General features: G+C 36.0%; 22 protein-coding genes, 1 tRNA gene and 1 pseudogene. 1 reads left to right on the top strand and 23 read right to left on the bottom strand.

What is annotated here, in order from left to right:
• The 19 genes and pseudogenes from RTP52_RS00465 to truA form a co-directional block, all read right to left on the bottom strand.
• A pseudogene (locus tag RTP52_RS00465) lies at window positions 1–267 on the bottom strand (hypothetical protein); the annotation flags it as partial.
• A gap of 634 nt (window positions 268–901) precedes the next feature.
• Entirely contained in the window at window positions 902–2,731 is a 1,830-nt protein-coding gene (gene ftsH, locus RTP52_RS00460; protein WP_330694262.1) for an ATP-dependent zinc metalloprotease FtsH, read from the bottom strand.
• An 18-nt stretch (window positions 2,732–2,749) separates the two neighbouring features.
• A complete protein-coding gene (hpt, locus tag RTP52_RS00455; protein ID WP_312103628.1) occupies window positions 2,750–3,274 on the bottom strand; it encodes a hypoxanthine phosphoribosyltransferase in 525 nt (174 codons plus the stop codon).
• 31 nt (window positions 3,275–3,305) lie between these two features.
• A complete protein-coding gene (gene tilS / locus RTP52_RS00450) occupies window positions 3,306–4,727 on the bottom strand; it encodes a tRNA lysidine(34) synthetase TilS (protein ID WP_312368532.1) in 1,422 nt (473 codons plus the stop codon).
• Window positions 4,728–4,963: 236 nt separating this feature from the next.
• Entirely contained in the window at window positions 4,964–6,547 is a 1,584-nt protein-coding gene (locus RTP52_RS00445) for a SpoIIE family protein phosphatase (protein ID WP_312368530.1), read from the bottom strand.
• An 844-nt stretch (window positions 6,548–7,391) separates the two neighbouring features.
• A tRNA-Met gene (locus RTP52_RS00440) sits at window positions 7,392–7,465 on the bottom strand.
• Window positions 7,466–7,569: 104 nt separating this feature from the next.
• Entirely contained in the window at window positions 7,570–7,869 is a 300-nt protein-coding gene (locus RTP52_RS00435) for an FtsB family cell division protein (RefSeq protein WP_312368528.1), read from the bottom strand.
• The gene (yabQ, locus tag RTP52_RS00430; RefSeq protein ID WP_312368526.1) at window positions 7,856–8,485 is read right to left on the bottom strand and encodes a spore cortex biosynthesis protein YabQ; all 630 of its coding nucleotides are present in this window, start codon (window positions 8,483–8,485) and stop codon (window positions 7,856–7,858) included. Before yabQ ends, RTP52_RS00435 begins: the two co-directional genes overlap by 14 nt.
• Before the next feature lie 14 nt (window positions 8,486–8,499).
• Window positions 8,500–8,784, bottom strand: coding sequence for a sporulation protein YabP (gene yabP / locus RTP52_RS00425; RefSeq protein WP_312368524.1), 285 nt, complete (start codon window positions 8,782–8,784; stop codon window positions 8,500–8,502).
• A gap of 98 nt (window positions 8,785–8,882) precedes the next feature.
• Window positions 8,883–9,122 carry an RNA-binding S4 domain-containing protein gene (locus RTP52_RS00420; protein ID WP_312101801.1) on the bottom strand — a complete coding sequence of 80 codons (240 nt, stop codon included), beginning with the start codon at window positions 9,120–9,122 and terminating at the stop codon, window positions 8,883–8,885.
• Between the two features lie 188 nt (window positions 9,123–9,310).
• On the bottom strand, window positions 9,311–9,586 hold the full coding sequence (locus RTP52_RS00415) for an HU family DNA-binding protein (protein WP_012198165.1): 276 nt from the start codon (window positions 9,584–9,586) through the stop codon (window positions 9,311–9,313).
• 421 nt (window positions 9,587–10,007) lie between these two features.
• Window positions 10,008–10,721 carry a MazG family protein gene (locus tag RTP52_RS00410; RefSeq protein WP_312368523.1) on the bottom strand — a complete coding sequence of 238 codons (714 nt, stop codon included), beginning with the start codon at window positions 10,719–10,721 and terminating at the stop codon, window positions 10,008–10,010.
• A 20-nt stretch (window positions 10,722–10,741) separates the two neighbouring features.
• The gene (locus RTP52_RS00405) at window positions 10,742–12,676 is read right to left on the bottom strand and encodes a carbohydrate-binding domain-containing protein (RefSeq protein WP_312368522.1); all 1,935 of its coding nucleotides are present in this window, start codon (window positions 12,674–12,676) and stop codon (window positions 10,742–10,744) included.
• Between the two features lie 414 nt (window positions 12,677–13,090).
• Entirely contained in the window at window positions 13,091–14,095 is a 1,005-nt protein-coding gene (locus RTP52_RS00400) for a patatin-like phospholipase family protein (protein WP_312101813.1), read from the bottom strand.
• 98 nt (window positions 14,096–14,193) lie between these two features.
• Complete coding sequence (locus tag RTP52_RS00395; RefSeq protein ID WP_312101816.1) at window positions 14,194–14,517, bottom strand: MGMT family protein; 324 nt, start codon at window positions 14,515–14,517, stop codon at window positions 14,194–14,196.
• Window positions 14,518–14,705: 188 nt separating this feature from the next.
• Window positions 14,706–14,858, bottom strand: coding sequence for a hypothetical protein (locus RTP52_RS00390; protein WP_312368521.1), 153 nt, complete (start codon window positions 14,856–14,858; stop codon window positions 14,706–14,708).
• 35 nt (window positions 14,859–14,893) lie between these two features.
• Window positions 14,894–16,027, bottom strand: a complete 1,134-nt coding sequence (locus tag RTP52_RS00385; protein WP_312368519.1) for an APC family permease — start codon at window positions 16,025–16,027, stop codon at window positions 14,894–14,896.
• A gap of 247 nt (window positions 16,028–16,274) precedes the next feature.
• A complete protein-coding gene (spoVT, locus tag RTP52_RS00380; RefSeq protein WP_312101820.1) occupies window positions 16,275–16,820 on the bottom strand; it encodes a stage V sporulation protein T in 546 nt (181 codons plus the stop codon).
• A 204-nt stretch (window positions 16,821–17,024) separates the two neighbouring features.
• Entirely contained in the window at window positions 17,025–17,819 is a 795-nt protein-coding gene (gene truA, locus RTP52_RS00375) for a tRNA pseudouridine(38-40) synthase TruA (RefSeq protein WP_312101822.1), read from the bottom strand.
• Window positions 17,820–18,414: 595 nt separating this feature from the next.
• On the opposite strand from truA, the gene RTP52_RS00370 reads away from it, so the two are divergent.
• Window positions 18,415–20,565, top strand: a complete 2,151-nt coding sequence (locus RTP52_RS00370) for an LTA synthase family protein (protein ID WP_312368517.1) — start codon at window positions 18,415–18,417, stop codon at window positions 20,563–20,565.
• A 94-nt stretch (window positions 20,566–20,659) separates the two neighbouring features.
• Here RTP52_RS00370 and RTP52_RS00365 read toward each other — a convergent pair whose 3' ends face one another.
• The 4 genes from RTP52_RS00365 to RTP52_RS00350 form a co-directional block, all read right to left on the bottom strand.
• Window positions 20,660–21,496 carry a sugar phosphate isomerase/epimerase family protein gene (locus RTP52_RS00365; RefSeq protein ID WP_312101829.1) on the bottom strand — a complete coding sequence of 279 codons (837 nt, stop codon included), beginning with the start codon at window positions 21,494–21,496 and terminating at the stop codon, window positions 20,660–20,662.
• Between the two features lie 61 nt (window positions 21,497–21,557).
• The gene (locus RTP52_RS00360) at window positions 21,558–22,445 is read right to left on the bottom strand and encodes an alpha-hydroxy acid oxidase (protein WP_312368516.1); all 888 of its coding nucleotides are present in this window, start codon (window positions 22,443–22,445) and stop codon (window positions 21,558–21,560) included.
• A 135-nt stretch (window positions 22,446–22,580) separates the two neighbouring features.
• Window positions 22,581–23,033: an 8-oxo-dGTP diphosphatase gene (locus tag RTP52_RS00355; RefSeq protein ID WP_312101835.1), complete on the bottom strand. Its 453-nt coding sequence runs from the start codon at window positions 23,031–23,033 to the stop codon at window positions 22,581–22,583.
• 248 nt (window positions 23,034–23,281) lie between these two features.
• Window positions 23,282–23,832 (bottom strand): HAD-IC family P-type ATPase (locus RTP52_RS00350; RefSeq protein WP_312368515.1); only part of this gene is annotated, 551 nt, incomplete at its 5' end.

Genomic DNA, 23,832 nt, shown 5'->3' with positions numbered 1-23,832 from the left:
CTTTACCTCTAATGCTACCTCGAAATAATCAAATAACCCTTCCGTAAGCCAAAGATTCATACCAAGTTTTTGATTCTTATTTCGCAGCCAAACTTCATCTAAATTGTTATGACAAACGCGTATTCGGATCATCACATGATCAAATAGATTGGCTTCCTGTGGACTTCGATAAATAAAAGTTCCATCACTAAAAACAGCCTCTTTGCAAAAAGGGGCCACATCTAACTGTCCATCTTCCATTCTCTCTTCCCTAACCTCATTCCTCATGATACACCATCATCACTCCAATTAGTCATATACAACCTTGTACCTCTATTTTATATGATAAATATCCCCATTACAATAAAAAACCATCCGCACAAATCTAAGAAACGAACCATCGATGGACAAATTTTGACAAAATAAAAAGGACAGCTTCACGGGTGCTGTCCTTTTCGGAGAAGGTATTTTTGTTACTTATGGGGTGTAGCAAAAACTATATAATGTATTGGGGTTTACGTTTATTAGTATAGCATGAGGTAGTAATAAAGTGTGCACAAAGTTTACAATAAATTAATAATGTTTTTAGTAAAATTGCCAACCGTATTCGATTCATTTTATTTATTGCACGTAAAATATGTCAGATTTCAACATGGATAAAGTTCCCTCTTTTATGCCCTGTCTTTTTTATCTCTCTATTCGATATTCTGCATGTTATTTTTATAACCTTGCTTCTAATCTCAAGCTTAGTTATTCTCATTCATCCCATACCTTAAGGTTTACATTCCCATTAGCCCAAGCTTTTCTTTGTTCAAGAGAGTAGTCCTTCCGCGATGTTCGATTTCACATTATTTCTAGCCAATAATTAAGCACCTGGATCCACTTATGAATCCAGGTGCTATTATTTAATTACATATCTCGATTATACAGCCTCTGGCACTTCAAATAAAGATTCAAACTCTTCTCTTGTAATACGCTCTTTTTCAATCAAGCGATCTGCACAGGAATGAAGTACATGCATATTCTCTGTGAGAATTCGTTTTGCTTCTTTATAGCAATCATCAATGATTTTCTTAACTTCTTCATCAATCTTACTTGCAACTGCTTCACTCATATTCTTTGTATGTGCGAGATCTCTTCCGATAAATACTTCTTCATCGTCATTCTCGTAGTTTACCATACCGATACTATCTGTGAAACCATAGCGAGTAACCATGCTACGAGCAGTCTTAGTTGCCATCTTAATGTCTTGTGATGCACCTGTAGTGATATCGTCAAAAATTAATTCTTCTGCAATTCTACCACCAAGACTTACGATAATATCTTGACGCATCTTACCACGGGTATTAAACATCTCATCTTTTTCTGGAAGCGGCATCGTATAACCTGCTGCTCCTCCTGTTGGAATAATGGATACTGTATAAACAGGTCCAACATCAGGTAAAACATGGAAAAGAATCGCATGACCTGCTTCATGATAAGCAGTAATTTTCTTCTCTTTGTCTGAAATGACACGACTCTTTTTCTCTGTTCCAATTCCAACTTTGATAAAGGACTTCTTAATATCCTCACCAAGAATAAAGCTTCTATCCTCTTTTGCAGCACTAATCGCTGCTTCATTTAACAAATTCTCAAGATCTGCACCGGTAAATCCTGCAGTCGTCTGAGCCACTTGTTTTAAGTCAACATCATCACCAAGTGGTTTATTCTTAGCATGAACGGCAAGAATTTCTTCTCGACCCTTCACATCTGGTCTACCTACTAATACCTTTCGATCAAAACGTCCTGGACGAAGGATAGCTGGGTCAAGAATATCGACACGGTTGGTAGCTGCCATAACGATAATACCTTCATTAGCACCGAAACCATCCATCTCAACAAGTAACTGATTTAAGGTCTGCTCTCTTTCGTCGTGACCGCCGCCCATACCAGTACCTCTTCTTCTGGCAACAGCATCGATCTCATCAATGAAAATAATACAAGGATTATTTTTCTTTGCTTCTGAGAATAAATCACGAACACGGGATGCACCAACACCGACAAACATTTCTACGAAGTCAGAACCGGAGATAGAGAAGAATGGTACTCCTGCTTCACCCGCTACTGCCTTTGCAAGTAATGTCTTACCAGTACCAGGAGGGCCCTCTAGTAAAACACCCTTAGGGATACGCGCACCCACCTGAATAAATTTCTTAGGATTTTTTAAGAAATCAACGATTTCTTTTAGCTCTTCTTTTTCCTCTGCCAAACCTGCAACATTCTTAAATGTTGTATTTTTTCCTTCATCCATGGTCATCTTGGCACGGCTCTTTCCAAAGTTCATCACCTTGTTATTACCGCCACCGCCACCATTTACTTGGCTGGTTAGGAAAGAAAACATTAAAATAATAATAACAAAACCAATTAAGTAAGGTAGTACGCTTGTTAAAAACCAGCTTGGTTTCTCAATATCATGTACGTAAGAACCAATACCATTTGCTGCTGCATCCGCTTCAGCAGTTGCTGCACTCGTTACATAGATGGTATAACTTTTTCCATCTGACATATTAACCTTAACACGGCCGGTTGGCGCCTCTTGATTCTGAAAAATATCTACAGAAGCTACAGAACCGCTTTTTAAATCTGCTACATAATCCGCATAGCTGTGTTTTACAGAGCTATTGCTAGCAAAACTCTCAGACAAATAGACTGCTGAAACAATAATTAGTAGGATAATAACATAAAAGCCATATCCCCTCATCGACTTTTTCAATACAAAACCTCCTTTATGTTATTCTGATTGAACCGCTCCAATGTATGGAAGATTTCTATAAATTTGGGCATAATCCAGTCCGTAACCAACTACAAACTCATCTGGAATCTGAAAGCCCGTATAATCCACATTAACGTCAACCTCTCTTCTGCTAGGCTTATCTAAAAGAGTACAAAGCTTTAAGCTGTTAGGTTGGCGATTTTTTAATAAATCTAACAAATATGATAAAGTTCTTCCGGAATCAATGATGTCCTCTACTACAAGAACTTCACGACCTTCAATACTTTCGTCTAAATCTTTTAAAATTCTAACACGTCCAGAGCTAACCGTAGAATCTCCGTAGCTGGATACAGACATGAAGTCAATGGTCACTGGTATTGTGATGTGCTTAGAGAGTTCTGTCATAAAGAACACTCCACCCTTTAATACACAAATTAAATGTAGAGTCTTTCCTGCATACTCTTTACTAATCGCTTCACCAAGTTCTTTAATCTTTTTGCTTATTTCCTCTTCTGATATGAGTACCTTTATATTTTCTGCCATTGTATTGCACCTCTTTCTCTTATCTTTGCTTCTATCTGTCTGTGGTAACGGATAACACCCAGTTCGTATCCTTATCTATACGATAGGCCTCGCTTGAGCGAACACCCACTGCCCAAAGTACATGACTATCACATGCTACCAAGGGTATCTTATCACGTTCCTCTCGCGGTATTTTCTGATCAACCAACAGAGATTTTAAACTTTTTGTTTTACCCTGTGGATGGATCATAAGAAAATCGCCCTCACGTCTTGTTCTTAAAACAACAGCATCTCTTATTTTATCATAATCATACCATTTCGTATAGCTATTTTTTGGAATAATCAAAGAATTTTCATATGGAAACAGCCTTATTTCAAAGCGTTTTCCCAAAAAATCTACGAATTGAACGGTGCCTTTTTTCATAGAATCCTCTTTTTTAATTGTAAGAGGAATATCGACTAGTAGGTCATTCTTAACCATATCATTTCTATCCGAGTATTTCTGACTATCATAAACTATAATTGTATTATACCCTCGCTTAACAATAATATGATTTGGCAAATGAATTTCCTTACCAACCTGGCATTTACACAGATTCACTCCGTCTACGAGATGAATAGATTCAATATCTTTAAGTCCACTAATTGATTTGATTGCCTTTCGAAGGACTTCACGCTTTATTAAGTCCTCAAAAGTAGAAAATTCCCTTACATCTAACGTTACCTTCGCTTCAGATACTGTAGCAATTCGTTTAAATTCTCTCGCTGTCACTTGTTCTAGGTAATTTGCAACCTCTAATAACTGGTCGGATAACGATGTGATATGCTCTATCGCTCTTTCATTGATTTCATTTGTTGCAATTGGAAGAATACTAAGTCTTATCTTATTCCTTGTGTAATCATTTGATAAGTTCGTGCTATCTATACGATAAAAGATATGCTCATGGGTAAGAAATGTTTCAATCTCCCCTCTTGTAACGCAAAGAAGCGGTCGTATAATCTGACCGCGCTTCTTCGGAATCCCTGTCATACCGGTTAGACCCGTTCCACGGAACAGATGAAATAACACCGTTTCCGCGTTATCATTACGATTATGTGCTACCGCTATTTTATGAGCTTTTACACGTTCACATTCCTGTTCAAAGCTAAGGTATCTCAAATTTCTTCCTGCTTCTTCTATCGTAGTCCCAGAAAGCTCTGCTATGCGCTTAACATCCTCACGAACACAGTGAAGAGGAATGGATAAACTGTTACACATAGTTCGAACGAATGCTTCATCTTCATCCGCCTCCATCCCACGCAGCATATGATTTACATGAACTGCATACAGGTTTAGATGATACTGTTCACGTAACCTATGAAGGCATGTTAAAAGGCATATCGAATCCGCACCTCCAGATACCCCTATGATAACGGTATCAAAAGGCGAAAGCATCCCCTGTTCTTTTATAAAGTTCTCCACTTTCTTTAACATTGCATCCTCACAACTTTCTTAACGTACTCTTAAAGTCTTTCTCAGTAAGACTATTTCTAAACCTAGTATTAAATCTTATCAGAAGTTACTTTTCAAACTTCTGATAAAAGGCGTTCATTTACGCCGTAAATCCGATTATCGAAACTAAAATCGTGTTCCGATAATTAGCTTATTTCTATCCTTCAGACGGTTATCTGTATTTTATATCTTCTTTTATAAAATAGCAACCTTCCAATTTACTTTTTCCAGATACCAGTAACTAAGACCGTCATGTCATCTGCTGGAACATAACCATGCTTTTCTAGTGCAGCGGATAAAATTGCATTCGCAATTTCCTGCGGTGACTTAAAAGGAATGTTTTTTATAAAATCTATAAAATAACCCTCCTTGTCCTCATCTTCAACACAATCAATCACCCCATCAGAAACCATGATTACATAATCACCGTCATATAACTTTTTGCTTTTACTGTCATAATCAACTTGATTTAAAATTCCTGCTGGCATACTGTTCGAACTTATAGACTCAACAAAATGATCTCTCTTAATGAACGTGGTGGCTGCTCCGACTTTTACAAATTCACAAGTACCTGCACATAAGTTAACGACACATAAATCAACTGTAGAAGACATGGAATTTTCGGTACGCAAAACAAGTACTGAGTTGATAAGCTTAATTGCAGGTTCTTCCCGAAATCCTGCTTCTAAAAACTGTTCCAATAATTCAATTACCGTTTCACTTTCTTCAAAAGCTTCGCTTCCACTTCCCATACCATCCGAAAGCATCATTACAACATCCTGACTATCAGGGTATAGAAAAGAAAAATTATCTCCGTTTAATTCTCCCTTGTTCTTTGACGCTCTGGACACGCCTGTTAATACCTTAAAATTAGCATCTTCGCAAAAGACATAATCATCGTATTCTCGTCCAATGACATTCCTTGAATCCTCTCTAGGCACAAGGCGTTTTTCTAAAGCATTTCCAATTAAGTTTGCTGCCTCCTTTGTTGTCAGACACCTACCGCTTTTGCATCTTGCTCTTAAGTGCAGCTCCATTCCTCGATTTTCTCGCTCAAACATCAAGACTCGTTGTACTTTAATTCTATGTACACGAAGTTTTTGATTTATTTTTCTTCGTTTTAGCTCTATTACTTCACCGGTGTCGCATAGATTTCCAGAGAAGTCTTTTACAATTTTTGCAATCTCCCCAAGCTGTCCAGCCACCGCTTCCCTACTCTCAACAATGCGGTTATGCCAAACCATTTTTAGGCGAGCCATACTAAGATTACGGTTTGCTTCCTCCACAAACTCCGGAACCTGAATACATTGAAGTCTTAACATATCAGGCATATCATCCACAGTTACATTTCCTTTTCCTTTCGCAATCTCAAGTAGATTCCATGTCGCTTGATAGCTTTGATTAAAATTTCTTTCCCAACACACTCCACATTTTTTACAATTTTTACAGAGGTTTGTACTAATGTCCTCGAGTACCAACTGCATGTCCTCTGTATTTAATATAGTTTTTGGGGATGCCATATAGTCAAAGCTTGACGCCAATTTATGAAAGGACCCAGCAATACCCTCTAATTTCTTTCTTGCTGTGTTTTGAAATTCATCTTTCACATAATTTTCCCCATTGTCAACCGAACCACTGCCCTGCAGCAGGCCAACAATCACTGCCGCGATCCCTATCAATATAATAACGATGGTAGCTATAATCAGATACCTTGCTACAACATTCGGACTTGCATTAAAAAATGTAACTAACGCTACAACAACTCCTGCCAATGGCAATAACCAGCTTCTTCTCTTCTTCATAAGAACGCCGTCCTTCCTAATCCGTATTACTCCCTGCTTTCCTGCAATTAACTTTATACAAGAAAAAATACACTTAGCGAATTTTCCTTGTTTGAATTATTTTTCATGCAGGAATAAAACAGGCGGTTTAATTTAGGATTATAAAACCGATGGCGTAAAATGTTTGTCAAATTGATGTACCAATTCCAAAAACTTTATGACAATTTATCCTTTTGTATCACTTAGGAAATCGATTTTAGGGAATTCAATTAGTTTAAGAAGGTTATTCTCGAATTATCCATTACTTTTTGTTAAATTTCTCACCTTTTAATATAACTCTTCTAATCCACCTTTTATGGTTTAAACAACATTATCTAGTAGAATGAAGCAAGTAAGTATTACCACATATTGTGACTCTAATTTTTTTTGTGTTTATTCATTATGCAACTCTAAACCTATATGCTTGAATTCAAATAACCTTCTACCCGACTTTTTTATAACTTCAAATTTCATAAGAATGCCTAATTTAACTCCGTTTGATATTCTTTTGAAGCAATTTTGCCTCTATGTAATCCTTAGTTCGACAACACATTTTTACTTTTTTATTCACATATAAGATTTCTACTATTCTTAGCTACCTATGACTGGGTTGTTTATACTTCCTATCGGTATAAGAATATCGGTAGGTACTCTTTCTGTGAGCTGTATTTCCTTCGGTCAGGATGGGTTCTTACTGAGTGACATTTTAAAACAGGCAAGTCCTTTCCCCCGCTTGAAGAAGTGGAGGACTTATCTGATGAGGTTAAATTATCCAAAGTATTACATTAAAAAAGCACAGGAGATTATCCTGTGCTTTTTATTAGAATAGCGAAGGAGGGATTTGAACCCCCGACACTACGGGTATGAACCGTATGCTCTAGCCAACTGAGCTACTTCGCCAAAGTGACAAAGCAAATTATAACTTGTTTTGTTTTTATTGTCAACATGTATTTTCATCCATTTTTATTAAGAAAAAGGTATCGCTCACAACCGACACCTTTTCTCTATTTGTTATTTTCTTTTTCTGGTTCAAATATAATCTCATCTGGATAGACCATTCCAAGCTGTGATCTAGCAACATCTTCTATGTATTTTTTTGTTCCTGGATATAACTTACGTTCTTCTATCTCTTTGGTTCTATCCTTCTCATCAGAGATCAACTGCTCTATCTCGGCTTTTTTTTGCTCCTTAGCACTAGCTTCTCTTTTCAGTTCGGTTGATTTATAAAGAACTACGAAACAGATTATCATAACCATCAACCCAATTAATCTCAAACCGTTCCTTTTTTTCTTATTCCTTCTCACTTACCTCACCCTTTTCCTGTGGCTGTGTAATTAATTCTAACACTCCACGTGGACGTTCTACTTTTGGCGTAGGAACTTCCTCCACTTGTTTCCTTTTATTTATTTTAACCTTATTCAAGTGCTTTTTCAATTGTTTTCTTATACAAGCCTTGAAAATATTAGTTCTTTTTTTGACTTTCCCTCCGAGAAAACGTCCAAATTTTCGGAATTTCCCAAAAAGAAATCGAATTATTTTTTTTATCTTTGATATTATAAACATTATCGGCGAAACAAGTAGTTTTAGTAACCGCAATATACAATTTTTGATAAATAGTGTAAACTTCGTACCTAATCCAACGATCATTGGACTAAAAATCTTCTGATATAAGACCATACTAAGAACCATTGCAACTGTACTGTACCATCGAATCATTCCGTCATTTTGCAAATACATCATTCGAAAAATTAAAATGCCTGCCACAATCCAGAAACAAATATCCTGTATGCCAATCACAATTTTCCCATGATGAAAGGTATTCCTAAGTATTCGAAGCAAGTCATACACTAAAAACAATATGATTCCCCAATAGGATGCAGCTGCAAGATATCGAAGTTCTAGAAAGATGGATGTATTCATAAGCATTCCTCCGTTTATTTAAATAATCTCTTAAAAACGGATTCTCCTGACTTCGTAAATCCTTTCAACTCAGAGTAAACAAAGCTGTCCATATGTCCATTTATATCTACTTCCCCTTTTTCAAGGGTAAGCCTACCCATATGCAATTCACTACCTCGAATCATCAAAATACCCAGATCAGTTTCTAAAATAATTTCATGATCATCAAAAGAGCGAACATCACGAACACCTGTAATTAGCGCTTCCTTACGATCATTTAAATTCAATTGATGCTTTCTTACTTGTTTGCTATCTTCCATATATGCTCCTCATTTCACTTACCCTGCTATTATCATATATATGCATGGACGTTATTGTGAAGAACTACAGAAGTAATTCTATAAAGACAAAGCATTTATTATAAGTATTTATAAAGCTCCTTAGCATCATCCTTTCGTGTTGTTTCCTGAACATCAAGTACCTCAACACGTACCGCTTTACTACCAAAACCAATTTCTATTACATCTCCAACCTTAACATTCGTTGATGCTTTTGCTGGCTTATCATTAATTAAAACCCTACCTGCATCACAGGCATCATTCGCTACTGTTCTACGTTTAATTAACCTTGATACTTTTAAATATTTATCCAATCTCATACTAATAACCATACCTTTCATAGCAATTACATTTACGGGAATCTGTTTACTCACACTAACTATGGAAAAAGGCTGTTTTGAAGAATCCCTCAAAACAGCCTATGTTCTTATGTTTACCAGAACAACTATAATCTATAGAAGTTCAAATTGTAATCAAGTATTGCTTACAATCGTTTGCTTGCAATCTATTACTTATTGATAACGTCCTTTAATGCCTTGCCAGCTTTAAACTTAGGTGCCTTAGAAGCTGCAATTGTAATTGTCTGCTTTGTCTGTGGATTTCTACCTGTTCTTGCTGGTCTAGCAGATACTTCAAATGTACCAAATCCAACTAATTGAACCTTCTCGCCTTTTGTTAATTCCTCAGTAACAACATCAATAAATGCCTTTAATGCCTTTTCTGAATCCTTCTTTGATAACTCTGTTTTTTCTGCGATAGCTGCAACTAATTCTGCTTTGTTCATGGATAAACTCCTCCTCTAACGTATTATTAAATATAGTTTTTTTCACAAGCGGAATTGCTTCTAGGTCCGTCTTGTATCACGCTTCCCCATGATTGAGTCTTACTCTTTCTCGGGCAACTAGGTGTAGGTTTTTCTTCAAAAATCACCTTCAATCTATTTATAAACTTATTAGGGCAATTTGTCAAGGAATTTTCTGCATTTATTTCCAAAATGACAGAGTTTTTTGAAGAAAAAAGCCTATTTCTATCTACTTGTATTTTTTGGTGGTTTATTAAGTCCGAAATTGGCTATTTTTATAGGCATAAAACCCTATTTTTAAATTTTCACACAATATAAAATTTATAAAAATTTTCATTTAAAAGTAGATAATTTAACGTCTAATTTCTCTCAAATTTTTCCATTTTAGGGCTCTACTATAAATTTAGCTTATTTTTGACTCCATTTTTGAAATCTCTTCTTTGATTTTTTCTGTTAGACAAGATTCTGCATCCATATTTAAATCCAATCCTAAACTACTCATCGTATATAAAAGTGCACCATATGCCTCTTTTTGTCTCTCTATGGAAGCCCCCTCTTGGTATAAAGCTTGGAGAGTTGTTGTTTCGCTGTTCATCTTAGAGAACAGCTCTTCTTTAGTATAGACCATATTTTTAATTTTATTGCTTTTCTTTACTATTTTTTGTGCTCGGAGCAAAGCGGGGAAAGAACTTGGCACATAAAGTGGACTGGACTCTACAGTCTTACCCTTTTTTTCTTCCTTCTTAATTTCCTCCCAGTTGGTTAAAACACCCGCAGAATCTTCCACCTGAACATCACCAAAAACATGAGGATGTCTTCTCACCATCTTCTTAGCGATCTCATCGATGACTTCCTCTACCGTAAATAGACCTTCCTCTTTTGCAATTTGGCTATGCATAACTACCTGTAATAAAACATCTCCCAACTCTTCTCTTAAGTTGTCGTAATCCCCATTCTTAGTAAACTGGTTGATCCCATCAACAACTTCATAAGCTTCTTCAATCATACAGTTTTTTAGACTATCGTGAGTCTGTTCTCTATCCCATGGGCATCCATTTTCTGAGCGAAGTTTCTCTATGATATCACACAATTGTTCAAAATCATACTCTAGCTTCATGTCCTTTGTTCCTTTCTATTCTATTCGATTATCCCTTCTAATGGCAGCTTAATCGGAGCTTTCATCTCACCATACGTGGTCAAGGTACCATGAATAGTAATATAAGCCTTATCTATACCATCCTCATAGGCCTTAGGAGTATATAAATTCATACCCTCTTTTGGTGTTGTACTTCCTCCTGTAGATAGTGTATAACTTTTTCCTTCAAGCAACAAAGGACTGCTATATACAACCGATTGATAAGACTTTGATGGCAAATATGCCATAATTGGAGCTCTATCCTCTTCTTCCAGTAAACATAGGACTGTTTCCCCTTCTACTGTTTCCTTTAAATTAAGCAGGATAGATTTTTGTTTTGATGTGATCGATGGTGCCATTGTCATACCACTACTTCCAACAGCAAGTAATGTTCCGCCACTCATTTCAAACACATCGTTATAAACTATAGCACCATTTGCATCATTAGAAGATCCCTCAATAATTAAAGTGCCTCCTGTCATTGTCACTAAACCTCTGGAATCAATTCCGTCACCACCCGCAGAGACAATTACGATACCACCTGAAAGTGACAGAATCCCTTTCCCTTCAATAAAGGTATCTTCTTCCTTATCATTGTTCTCTTTCTTACTATTTAAACCACCAGAAACATTAATACCATCCTCCGATGATATAATGTTTAGACTTCCACTCTTTATCGCAATCTTGGAACCTTCTATTCCTTCATAAGAAGATGTTAACGCAATCTTTGCCTTAGCAATAGTTAAAGATGCATCCGCGTGTATACCGTCATCTCCTGAAGCTATTGTAAAGGACCCATTTTCAATCGATATACTACCATCACTGTGAATTGCATCGTCTGCACTGTCTAGAGTAAAGGTACCATTCCCAATGAGAATATCTTCTCCACTTTTTAGACCTTTTGCACTCCTACTATAATCGTACTCTGTAATTTCCATCAGCTCACTAAGTAACGGTTCTTCTTTATTCTCTTTTTTTACAGAACCAGTACTTCCACCGCCAGTAGTTATCTCATAGTTTCCATTTTGTAACACTAAATATTTATCCGCTTGAATTCCATCTTGCTCAGAGGTTATCATAAACTCACCACGATTGATAAAGATAAGTCCCTTCGAATTTTCAGTGTCATTGTTTGTACGTATCCCATCCCATCCAGAGGCTATCTTAATCCTAGAAGCATCAATAAGTACTGCTTCTTTACCAATAATTCCATGTCCCACAGCACAAATTTCATAGTCTCCTTCCACGATTTTTAAAACGCCTTTTGAAGATATGGCATTTTGATAAGTTGCATTAATAACAAGACTTCCTGCCCCATTCATAGTTAAGTCTGAAGAACAATATATGGTAGCATTTGGATCACTTAGCTTTCTATCATGATCCGCTAAGCCATCCGTAAGCATATTCTTCGTTCCTGGTGCTATGCTAATTATAACCTTACCGGCCTCTTTGATATAAATAGGCGCACTATTCTCGCAATGGATGGTTGCATTCTTTAAGATTAGTTGTACCACACCACCTGTCGTTTCTTCCACTATAATCTGACCTTCTTTTAACGTGCCAAATATTACATAAGTACCAGGTTTACTTATACTAATCTTATTATCACTGACAAATGCACCCTCTCCACTAAATATAATGGAGCTATCATTTAACTGTATATAATTTACTTCTCTTTCATTATAATCTTCATAATAATCCGTTGATTCAAACGAAAGTCCTTCCTCTAACAAATTCCCTGACATATTGGCTGCTGATAAAGACTCCCCAGTATTCTTTACTGTATCCTTTGATGCATTATCTACAGAATTCTGCTCTTGATTTTGAGTCGTTCCTTCAGAATCTGATTTATTTGAAGAAACATTACTGCACCCAAAAAACAGTATTGCAACAAGTATTATACTTATCTCTAAGTAGATAGTATGACTATTTTTCATCATGGTCCTCCAAATCCATACGAAAGTTCATTTAAAACAAATAGCATGATTCTTGGTATCCATACATTTACTTTAACTAGTTTATTAGAATCTATCAACTATAATTTTCTCCATTATTAGGAAATTAAAACACATGCTACAATTTCCTCTATCCGCAAAACCTTTTTAACAGTTTCTTGCCAAAGATCTCAACTCATTTTGCACCTTTCTTTACTAGAAAAGTACTCAAGTATAACTATTATACGGAATAAATATGTAAGAAATTTGTTCCTAATGTGAACAATTCTTTAAATTTAAAATACCAAAAGAAGTTTTAAGCTTCTTTTGGTATTTTTAATCTATTATTCAAAACAAGAAATAGTACTTTTTAAGTCCTTACCCCGTTTAAAGAAGCGGAGGACTTCCCTGATGAGGTTAAAATACAAAATTATCGTTATCTTTCTCGATCACTAAACGTTTCGCAAGCTCATCGATACGATATTTCTCACGATTTGCTAACTTTTCACCATACAGGGTTAATTTATGTATTGCCTCTTTTGAGCAATCATCCATCTTCGGTATCTCCTCTTCCGTATTTAATACCATACGGTAATAATATTGCTGATGATTGACTGATTTATAGATTTTTCTCAATTGATAATCTACTGTCTGTTCGCTGGCATCCATTAAAATATCAAAGATTGGTACTGCCCATTGCAAAAGACCGAATCTACGTACCTTTTGATAGGAATAGGACTTCGTATTCTTTACATTACCAACGGATAGACAAATTGTATCACCAATTCCATCACAACCTGGTAGTTTCATTGCTTCAATTAATGCACAAAGTGTTGGATTGTTGGCAAAAACTCCACCATCGATTAGACAGTTATAGCAATTATCCTTTGCGTGAAAACAGCTTGGTGGAAAATACGTTGGCGCTGCTGTTGAGGCTAATATTGCATCCCTTAAGAAATAATTTCGATTTTCATCCTTTCTTCCTGTGACTGAATTAAAGAATACTGCACTTCGAGTTGTTGTATCATAGGAGGTCATTAAACAAGGTTTACGAAGACTTCCTAAGGTTGCGTCCCCAAAATACTTCAGTAACATCTCCTCTAAATACTTATTTGTATACTTAGGTCCCCAGAATGGATAGAATTTTTGTCTTTTAAATATGTACTCTCCGTATTCATAATAGCTCTCTAATACTTCTTTCGCAGAGAATTTTGACTCTCCCCGTTCATTTGGAAACAAATAGAGTGCTGTCAAGATTGATCCCGTACTAGTTCCTGCTATCAAGTCAAAATAGTCTGCAATCCTTGCTTTATAATTATTGCTATGGTATTGTAGCCTATCCTCTAAACTGCGTAGCAAAACAGCGGAGACAATGCCCTTCATTCCTCCGCCGTCAATTGCTAATACTTTTTTCTTTGACATGGGCCATCACTCCTCCTCAGATTTAGTAAACTATATGCTATGAAGAAGAAATCCATGTATGTTACACAGGTATTCTATTGACTATGCCTGTTATTTTTTTAGAACACTAACTTTGCCCAGCGAGATACTTCCATATCTACACTTCCATCCTCTAGAAATTGCACTCCTTCTTTTTCAAGTAGTTCTATCTGACGATTTACTCCACCGAAGGCAAATGCTTTCGAAACTTCTCCTTTCGCATTTACTACACGATAACACGGAATTATGCTTGGATTCGGATTCACATGCAATGCATAACCAACCACCTTTGCAAGCTGGCGATTACCAGCAAGTGCTGCTACCTGTCCATATGTAGCAACTTTCCCATAAGGGATCTCCTTCACTACCTCGTATATTCGTTGAAATGTCGTAAGTTCTTCCACGGTTAGGGCTCCTTTTCTATTCCTTGGTATTCTAGTCCTTAAGGACTGATACTTATACTTTGATAACTAGCTTGCCGTCTTACTATAACGAACCTTCGTAAAAATTTCAATAGCAACTTTTGTTATCTCATCGTAATTTTATAATATGTTTTTATTTTTTGTTTTAATTTCCAGAAACTACTATCCTTTTACGAATCACTAAATTTCTTAGTATACCAAAAACCACAAGCCGCAACAATCACCCCAAGGATAGTAAAAATCCAGAAGGACGGATGTGATAAGGTTCCTGTTACGATTATAATGGAACCTATAATCGCTAAAACTGGTGCAACATATCCCATAAAAATACTCTTAATTTCACCCTGTCTCTTTAACTTTATAACTGTAATATATAGTATGATAAACATAAGCATATTGGTACCTCAGATACATCCCCAATCATATTTGCATTTTGAGTAAGATAATTAATTAATATCCAAATAGAACTTAGAACAAATGCTAAGATGGCTGAATTGGTTGGGATACCATGTAATTTCTCAGATTGCTTCTTTAAAGTATTGCTACAAGGTAACATTCCCCGATATGCAAGTGAATAAGGAAGCTGAATATAAGCAAGTACAAGACCATTTAGTGTACCTAATACAGAGATTATAACAAAAACTAAAATCAGTCTTGCCCCAATACTTCCAAATACCTTAGTTGCTGCAAGATAAGTACTCTCATTTCCCTGTTGCATTACTGTATCTACGGATACTAAGGAGGTGATTCCTACAAAATATAACACGTAACACAGTAATACGATAAGTGGTGCAAAGATTAGAGCAAGTGGTAAGTTTCTCTTACTATTTTTTATTTCGTGGCATATTGTAGTAGATATTGACCATCCATCAAAGGAAAACGCAATTGGCGCAAAGGCAGCAACCCAGCCAGGAGATGTGATAGCCTCTTTCATTACGCTAGCATCTTTTGAGATAATCTCAGGAGCTTGTCCAAAAAATAAACCAGCTAATGCAATTAATATTAATGGAATTAGCTTAACTATCATAGATATATTTTGAAATGTACCACCAAGTCTAGCTGATAAAATATTCAATAAAAATATAAGGCAAAGTAAGATAAAACCAATCAAACTACTATTTTTTGGTGAGCTCTCAATTCCAAACAATTGACAAATATAAAGCCCTGTCACCCAAGAAATCACTCCAACTAATGGAGCAAAGTACATCGTAAGTTGAAACCATCCAATGGCCCCTGCGGTTCGTTTATTTACAAATTTTTCGGCATAACTAATTAAACCTCCCGGTTCATCCGTTCTACTTGCTAACTGAGAGATAGTTAAGGAACCGAAAACTATCGCTATTGCAGCGATTAAAAATACTATGATACCAAGAAGCATATTCCCATTGGTATATCGAAGTACATCGTCCGACTTAAAAAAGATTCCGGACCCAATGACAATTCCAGTAATCATAGTAATAGCTGTTAATAATCCATAACGTTTTTCCTGCATAAAAACCTCATTCCTGCGCATTTTTTTGCGTATTTTTAATTTGTGCCGAGGATTACGCAGGCACAAATTTGCGTGTGAAAATTGTTTTTATTTTCACACTTACCTTATCTAAAACCGTAGTGTGACCAAAGATTCATAACCTTACGAAAAAAGCGGAGAAATTAACCTTACTGGTACTATGCCTTAGCATAGAAGGTAATTACTCCGCTATATGTCTAACCTGTCTTATTTTATTTTCCCTAAGAGATTAGTTCTCCATCTGTCTTCCAAGGAATGCAGCTGCAGTAGCAGCAAGTTTATTCTCAACTTCGCCAAGCTTAGTCTTTGCATCTCTTGTAAGAATTAATACTGCTCCAATAGCATCACCTTCACAAATAATTGGTGCAATAACCTCATAGGCAATATCTTCATCATCAGAGCAAACACGGATAAATCCTTTTTCTTCTTTCGCTGCAGTTACCGTTTCACGGTCGTTAATTAATGCCTCAAGTTCTTTACTGATTGGTTTTGTAACCCAATCCTTTTTAGAGGAACCAGCAATTGCGATAAACTGATCCTTATCTGTAATAGCAACAATATGACCAGTCGTATGACCGATAGAATCCGCATATTGTTTTGCAAACTGTCCCAACTCACCGATTGGAGAGTATTTCTTTAAAATAATTTCTCCTTCACGGTCGGTAAAAATTTCTAATGGATCCCCTTCGCGAATACGTAAAGTTCTTCTAATTTCCTTTGGGATAACCACTCTTCCTAAGTCATCTATGCGTCGTACGATACCTGTTGCTTTCATGTAGCATATTCCTCCATTTACTTCTCAATCTAAGATGCTTGTCACTTAAATATTGCTATGACTATATTGTTTGTAAATTCAAGGAATTTATACCTATTATAAGAACCTATTTCTCATAAAATATTTAAAATGATGGCATCTTTTGTCTATAGTTGCAACCCATCATTATTTAATCACCCTCGCACCATTACGTTAACCTAAGTACTAACTATTTTTTTCATAGATGACTTGTTTTAAAAATAATCCCTGCGGATACAGTGTTAGTCCGGCATATTCTCTCTTTTTCCCCAAAATAGCCTGTCTAACACTTTCCACACTTCTCTCTTGTGTCCCAACCTCCAACAGTGTTCCAGAAATAATACGTATCATGTGATGCAAAAAACCATTGCCACGAAACGTAAAAATAATACCCTGTTGATTTCTATTCTGTCGTAGTTCTTCTATCGTTATTTCAGATATCGTTCGGATAGTCGACTTGCCATCCCTACGATCTGTACAGAAGCTCTTATAATCCATCGTACCAATGAGTAGTTTTGCTGCTTGCCTCATTGCTTCTATATTCAAAGCTTTACCACAAGCATATGAATATTTACGAAAAAATACGTTTTCTCGTTCTCTGGTATCTATGATATACTGATAGATTTTCTCTACCGCATCAAAGCGAGAATGAAAATTTAAGTCCACTTCGTTCGCTTGTAGTATCTTAATATCCTCCGGAAGAACTTGGTTTATCTTTTGTCTTATAATATTTACGTCGAGATTGGAGCGCGAATAAAAATTTGCCACCTGTCCAAGAGCATGCACCCCTGCATCTGTGCGGCCTGAGCCAATCAGCTTAATTGGTTCTAGCAAAACCCCAGATAACAATTCTTCTAGTAACCCTTGAATGGAATGATCAACATTTGCTGCTTTAGGAATTCTCTGCCAACCACTATAATTTGTCCCATCGTAGCTTATGATTAATTTTATGTTTCGCTTTCTATCCATTTCACCAGGCATCTTTGCTCTCCCTCAAACTGATATACCCTTAGCGTTAAATTATTAGCACCCACACTAAGTTAAGATTTTACAACCTTTTTCTAATTATTTCAAGTAAAAAATGTTTGTCTACCAAATTAGTGTAGTTACTTTATTTTATAATGGTTTTTCTATTATATGAAAAAGAAACCATTTCTTCAATATGTCACCAAAGTTTTTTTAAATATTTTTCTTAATGAATTATAAATATTATTTATAAAACATTAAATTTATATAAATTTTCTATTGGTATGTAACTTATTTTACTTTTATTCGAATAATATTTTACTTCATAGTTTTCTTTGAAAGAAGATTTCTCTTTTTGAAATCAGATTTCAGTAGGATATTCATCTTTTTTGATCCATTGTGAAAATGTCCTATAATTCGTTATAATTACTTAAAAATTCTTAAGAATTGCGCTATTGCTTTTTTTTCAGAATATGATAAACTGTTGTAGCATAAAAAGATAGGATATTTTTTACAATCATTTCCTAGCATTAAAAAATTATCCAATTGAGAACATTACATTGATAATCGACACTAATAACTCTTACATCGACTACTTGGAGGCAAGTATATGAAACTCATACCACAGAAAGCGAAATCCCTATTGGACTCAGTAAAGACTAAGTGTAAGAAACCATTTTTACAGTGTGTGCTTTTAGCCCTAGCCCTCAACATCTTTGTTGAAATTATGTCGCGCCGCTCTGTGTTGAAAGCCATAGCTTACTTATTTACGAATCCACTCGTATTTGTATATAATACTATTATTATCTTAGCAACGCTATCCATTGCCTTATTCTTTAAGAGAAGATGGTTTGTTTACTATTTGGTTTCTCTTGGCTGGGTTGCCATTGGTGTTACTGACTTTATTCTTTTACGCTTTAGAACAACACCATTTACCGCTGTTGACATTACTTTAATGAAATCTGCTATTCAGATTTGGCAGTATTATTTGAAGTGGTTTCATCTGGTGTTAATTGCTATTGGACTCGCACTTACCGTTTTTTCGTGTGTTATCGTATGGAAAAAAGCGAAGCGTTATGATACCCGCTTACCACTGTTAAAAATAACAATCTTCTTTGCTACTACTTTAATTTCTTCAGCTCTTTTAACAAACCTTGGGCTAAGAACCAATGTATTGGCTGCAAATTTCGGTAACCTTGCAAACGCATACCATCAATACGGTCTTCCTTATTGCTTTGTTAATAGCGTTATTAATACCGGTATTAATAAACCTAATATTTACACTACAGATGTTGTAAATACAATAGTAGAAGGAGTGGAACAAGGTAAGGTAGTTAGTTCTTCCGATATTTTACCTACTGAAGTTCCAGCTCCATCAGAGACACCTACACCGATTCCGACCTTGACTCCAACACCACCGGTCGACATTTCTGCATCAACCTCTGATACGGTAGCATCGAAAGAGACACCTAATATTATTTATTTACAATTGGAATCTTTCTTTGATCCAACACATATCAAAGGAGTTACCTTCACCGAGGACCCTATACCTAATTTCAGAGCACTAAAAGAGAAGTTTTCCAGTGGGTATTTAAGTGTTCCAAGTGTGGGTGCAGGAACAGCGAATACTGAATTTGAAGTTATCACTGGGATGAACCTGGATTTCTTTGGACCTGGTGAATATCCGTATAAAACAATTTTACAAAAGACTTCTTGTGAAAGTATTTCCTATAATTTAAAATCACTCGGATATACTACCCATGCGATCCACAATAATGTTGGTACCTTTTACGATCGTGTTTCTGTATTTTCACAGTTAGGTTTTGACACTTTTACTTCGATTGAATACATGCAAGATATTGAACGTAATCCAAATAACTGGGCAAAAGATAAGGTACTTACGCCGGAAATCTTACAGATACTAAATACAACTAAGAATCAAGACTTGATTTATGGTATCTCAGTTCAAGGACATGGAAGCTACCCTGACAGTGAACTTATTGAAAATCCACGGATAGATTTAACATTAAGTGAAGATCTTTCTGATAGTTTATATTATCCGCTTCTTTATTATTCAAATCAAATCAAAGAGATGGATGAGTTTATAGGTCAATTAATTGAAGCCTTATCAAACCGAAAAGAAGAAACAATACTTATTATGTATGGTGATCATTTGCCAGGCTTTCAGCTTGGAGAAACTGATTTATCGAATGGTTCCTTATTCCAGACTGAATATATTATATGGGATAACTTTGGTATGACAAAACAGAATGAGGATTTAGAGGCTTACCAATTATCCGCACATGTTCTTGATCGCCTTGACATTCATAATGGATTGATTACAAAGCTTCATCAAACACAAAAAGACTCCGATATTTATTTAGATGAGTTAAAGGTTCTCGAATATGATATGTTATATGGTGACTTAGATTGCTTTAATGGGGTAAATCCGTATACGAAAACTGAGCTGAAAATGGGCACTGTTCCAATCAAAATTTCGGAAGCGCACTTTGTTCCAGCTCCACCGGAAGGTGAAGCAGCTGAGGAGGATGTTAGCGCGAGAATAATCGTAACAGGTAGTAATTTCACTCCCTTTAGTAAAATCTCAGTAAATGATAAAATATATGATACTAAATTTATCAATCGTTCCATGTTAAGTGCTCCAATAGATGAGCTGAAATCTGGAGACATTGTTACAGTAATACAAAGTGGTAATGATAATGTACCACTTAGTTCAACTGATCCATATGTAATACCTTAATATACGGCATATAGGCTCTCTTAAAAATTAAATAGAACAAAAAAAAGAAGACACGGGTTATCTATCCATGTCTTCTCTTTTTAACTTTCATTCTTTATGGTAGTGACACTCCTGCAAAAATCGCTTGTTGGCGTACATATCCTGCCGCTTGCTTATAACTATCAAAATCCGGTAGATGTTCCACAAATAGTGTTGTATCTGTCCCTAATTGTTCACATAAACGCGTAATCAATTGATAATTCAGGATACCTTTTCCCGGCATGGTTTCATGAATAAGGGTTGTATATTTATTTTCCATCCATACATCCTTTCCATGAATGCTCTTAATCATCGGCCCTAACTTTTCAAAACACTCTTTGATAAATTCTTCATGGTAGACATAACGCTTTGGACAGTTTATCATGTTGACAAAATCAAGATGTACTCCAAATGCCCCACGATCCACATCTTTCATTAACTTCAAATATTCTTCCGGAGAATCTGGAACCATCCACGGCATTGGTTCAATTGTATAAAATGTTCTTGTTGGCTTTACTGCATCGATAATCTCACGAATGCTATCCACTACTAGTGCATAGGTATCGCTCTGATAATTTTCCTTATAGCAACCATCCCATAGTTCTCCTCGGCTACCGGAGATATTGACACAACAATTTGCTCCTAGTTCATCTGCCAATGCTAATTGATTTTTACAAAAGGTAAGAGCCTCTTTTCTTTCCAACTCATTGAAAGCGATTGCATTTTTCCATGCCCCAACCTCACCTATAATCAAATCATGCTCTTTGACACATTGAAGATACGCTCTTTTTTCGTCCTGACTCGCTCTATAATCAATGGGTGATAGTACTGCACGGTATCCAAGTTCCTTTACTAGCTGATACCATTCTTCAGGATTCGAATACGGTTTCTCTATTCCACCACCAATTCTCATAACAATTCTCCTTCCCTTTTTCCTTAAAAAACCCTGATACAAATAAGATGGTTAAGCCAATTTACTTGTCATGAATAACAGAGGAATCAATATGATTAATATCAGAAGAACAAGTCCGAGCCATAACACCAGCTAGTTCCTCTGTCATTCTTAAAATAGTTTCCTTTACACCATTTGCACCGTCTTTTGATAGAGGATCCATTATTATTCTACCTGCAGACACTGCGGTAGCACCGAGTGCCAGCGCTTTAAATACATCCATCCCGCTAGCAACTCCGCAATCCACAAAAATAGGGATTTGTTTATTTACTATGGAAGCAATTCTAGGAAGAATTTTTAGCGGTGGTATCGCATAATTCATGATGCCATGGTGGTGCGAAACTACAATACCTTTCACTCCTGCTTCAAGACATTTTAATGTATCCTGCTCACTAAGAACACCTTTTATTATGAATGGTAAATCCGTTGATTTTACAAACTCTTTAATTTCATCTAAGGATTTTGAAGTCATTGGATGTCCCAAAACGTTGTCATACTTCCCATTCCCTGAAAAAGCATGATCTACATCCATTCCAACTGCTAATGCACCACACTTTTTTGCATGATCAATTTTTCTAAAAATAATCTGATTATCCGCATAAGGTTTTATAATTTTAATTGTTCTTGCCCCTGTCGCCGTAATTGCTTCTAGTTCCTCTTCTTCTCCCATCCCAGCCCAATTCACAGCATTTACAAGATAAGCCCCCTTAGCCATCTCTACCATTCCGTTCTCTCGTACCTTATTTAAGTGTGATAAAGCTGCCATCATAACAGGGGTATCAAATCTTTCCCCATAAAGCTCCAGTGTTGTGGATGGTATTACTGAGTCAATATGCCTCATCTCAACTAGCAATGAGTCAAAGTAATCTCTGGTGATCTGATTCGAATCACCTGTTCTTAAATTTTCCATCGTTATCTCCTATCTGCACATTGCGAATATATATTATCAAGCTACCTTTCAGCCTTTGATCACTTAATATTTTTCCTATTACCAGATATCACGTTGTAAAATCAACACAAATGGTCCTCTAATATGTACTTTGGGCTATAATAACTCCAATATCCACTCACCCTCTGATTTATGGTAAAAACATTCACTCATATCTCCTGACTCAAATACCTTAATCATATCCTCAAAATCTTCTGCCAAAACATACTTATTTAAGTCAGCACGTGGTATAAAAAATACCTCTCCCTCTTCAGAGGACCTTAATTCTCCTTCAAACTGGTCCGTTTTATAAAATAAAACTATATATCGCTCTCTATCTTTTGTTTGAAATTGTTTTATCCCACATAGAATAGGGTTCTTAATACTAAGCCCTGTCTCTTCTTTGACTTCTCGGATTACAGACTTAACAAAAGATTCATTTTCCTCTACATGACCACCAGGAAATGTGACCCCCGGCCAATCTTTATTCTTGCGGTCTTGAACCAAAATTTTATCACCGTTTGTTATCATACACATATTTGTAAATACTGCTTTTTCGCTTCTGCTCATCTTAGATCCTTTCCTGTCTAATGCATGTTCACCTTTATGTAACTATCTTAATTAAGGTTTTAATTTATTGTAAAATACCGCGCTAAATTTTACCTTTATTATACCGTAAGTAACCTAAATTAACCAGTTATTATTCTTAACAAACCAATTACACCTTTTTATCAATAAACTTTCTCCATTGTCAATACAAAAACCCTAAATCCTTTGTATTTTATACAAAGGACTTAGGGTTTTCACTAAACTTAATTCTAATCTTTCAACGCTCTTATTGAGTTTAATATAGCAATAACAGAGACTCCAACGTCTGCAAACACAGCTTCCCACATATTTGACAATCCGATTGCTCCAAGGATTAAGATAATACCTTTCACAGCAAGGGCAAAGATAATATTCTGTTTTACAATTCGAAGTGTTTTACGAGCGATTCTTATTGCGGTTGCCAATTTCTCCGGGTCATCATCCATAATAACGACATCTGCTGCCTCGATCGCTGCATCCGAACCAAGACCACCCATCGCAATTCCAATATCTGCTCTTGCAAGAACCGGAGCATCGTTAATACCATCACCAACAAATGCTAGTTGGTCTTTCTCACCACGTTTTGCTAACATCTCTTCAAACTTTTCTACCTTATCTGCTGGTAGTAGCTCGGTATATGCATGGTCTAAGGAAAGCTCTTTTGCAATAGCCTCACCAACAACCTTAGCATCTCCTGTTAACATCACGAGAGAATGAACTCCACTGTTTCTTAAATCCTCAATTGCAGCCTTACTTGTTGGCTTAATTTCATCACGAATTT

Origin of the sequence: Lachnoclostridium sp., assembly GCF_031997925.1 — a bacterium.
Classification (GTDB): Bacteria; Bacillota; Clostridia; order Lachnospirales; family Lachnospiraceae; genus Lachnoclostridium.
The sequence above is the reverse complement of the archived record's forward strand: the minus strand, read 5'-3'. Positions and strand labels throughout refer to the sequence as shown.

Bases quoted from the DNA above. Each gene is read 5' to 3' on its own strand.
- hpt (WP_312103628.1), bottom strand. From the start codon at position 3,274: ATGGCAGAAAATATAAAGGTACTCATATCAGAAGAGGAAATAAGCAAA.
- tilS (WP_312368532.1), bottom strand. From the start codon at position 4,727: ATGTTAAAGAAAGTGGAGAACTTTATAAAAGAACAGGGGATGCTTTCG.
- RTP52_RS00445 (WP_312368530.1), bottom strand. From the start codon at position 6,547: ATGAAGAAGAGAAGAAGCTGGTTATTGCCATTGGCAGGAGTTGTTGTA.
- yabQ (WP_312368526.1), bottom strand. From the start codon at position 8,485: ATGAATACATCCATCTTTCTAGAACTTCGATATCTTGCAGCTGCATCC.
- yabP (WP_312368524.1), bottom strand. From the start codon at position 8,784: ATGGAAGATAGCAAACAAGTAAGAAAGCATCAATTGAATTTAAATGAT.
- RTP52_RS00420 (WP_312101801.1), bottom strand. From the start codon at position 9,122: ATGAGATTGGATAAATATTTAAAAGTATCAAGGTTAATTAAACGTAGA.
- RTP52_RS00415 (WP_012198165.1), bottom strand. From the start codon at position 9,586: ATGAACAAAGCAGAATTAGTTGCAGCTATCGCAGAAAAAACAGAGTTA.
- RTP52_RS00410 (WP_312368523.1), bottom strand. From the start codon at position 10,721: ATGAAGCTAGAGTATGATTTTGAACAATTGTGTGATATCATAGAGAAA.
- RTP52_RS00405 (WP_312368522.1), bottom strand. From the start codon at position 12,676: ATGAAAAATAGTCATACTATCTACTTAGAGATAAGTATAATACTTGTT.
- RTP52_RS00400 (WP_312101813.1), bottom strand. From the start codon at position 14,095: ATGTCAAAGAAAAAAGTATTAGCAATTGACGGCGGAGGAATGAAGGGC.
- RTP52_RS00390 (WP_312368521.1), bottom strand. From the start codon at position 14,858: ATGGGATATGTTGCACCAGTTTTAGCGATTATAGGTTCCATTATAATC.
- RTP52_RS00385 (WP_312368519.1), bottom strand. From the start codon at position 16,027: ATGCAGGAAAAACGTTATGGATTATTAACAGCTATTACTATGATTACT.
- spoVT (WP_312101820.1), bottom strand. From the start codon at position 16,820: ATGAAAGCAACAGGTATCGTACGACGCATAGATGACTTAGGAAGAGTG.
- truA (WP_312101822.1), bottom strand. From the start codon at position 17,819: ATGCCTGGTGAAATGGATAGAAAGCGAAACATAAAATTAATCATAAGC.
- RTP52_RS00370 (WP_312368517.1), top strand. From the start codon at position 18,415: ATGAAACTCATACCACAGAAAGCGAAATCCCTATTGGACTCAGTAAAG.
- RTP52_RS00365 (WP_312101829.1), bottom strand. From the start codon at position 21,496: ATGAGAATTGGTGGTGGAATAGAGAAACCGTATTCGAATCCTGAAGAA.
- RTP52_RS00360 (WP_312368516.1), bottom strand. From the start codon at position 22,445: ATGGAAAATTTAAGAACAGGTGATTCGAATCAGATCACCAGAGATTAC.
- RTP52_RS00355 (WP_312101835.1), bottom strand. From the start codon at position 23,033: ATGAGCAGAAGCGAAAAAGCAGTATTTACAAATATGTGTATGATAACA.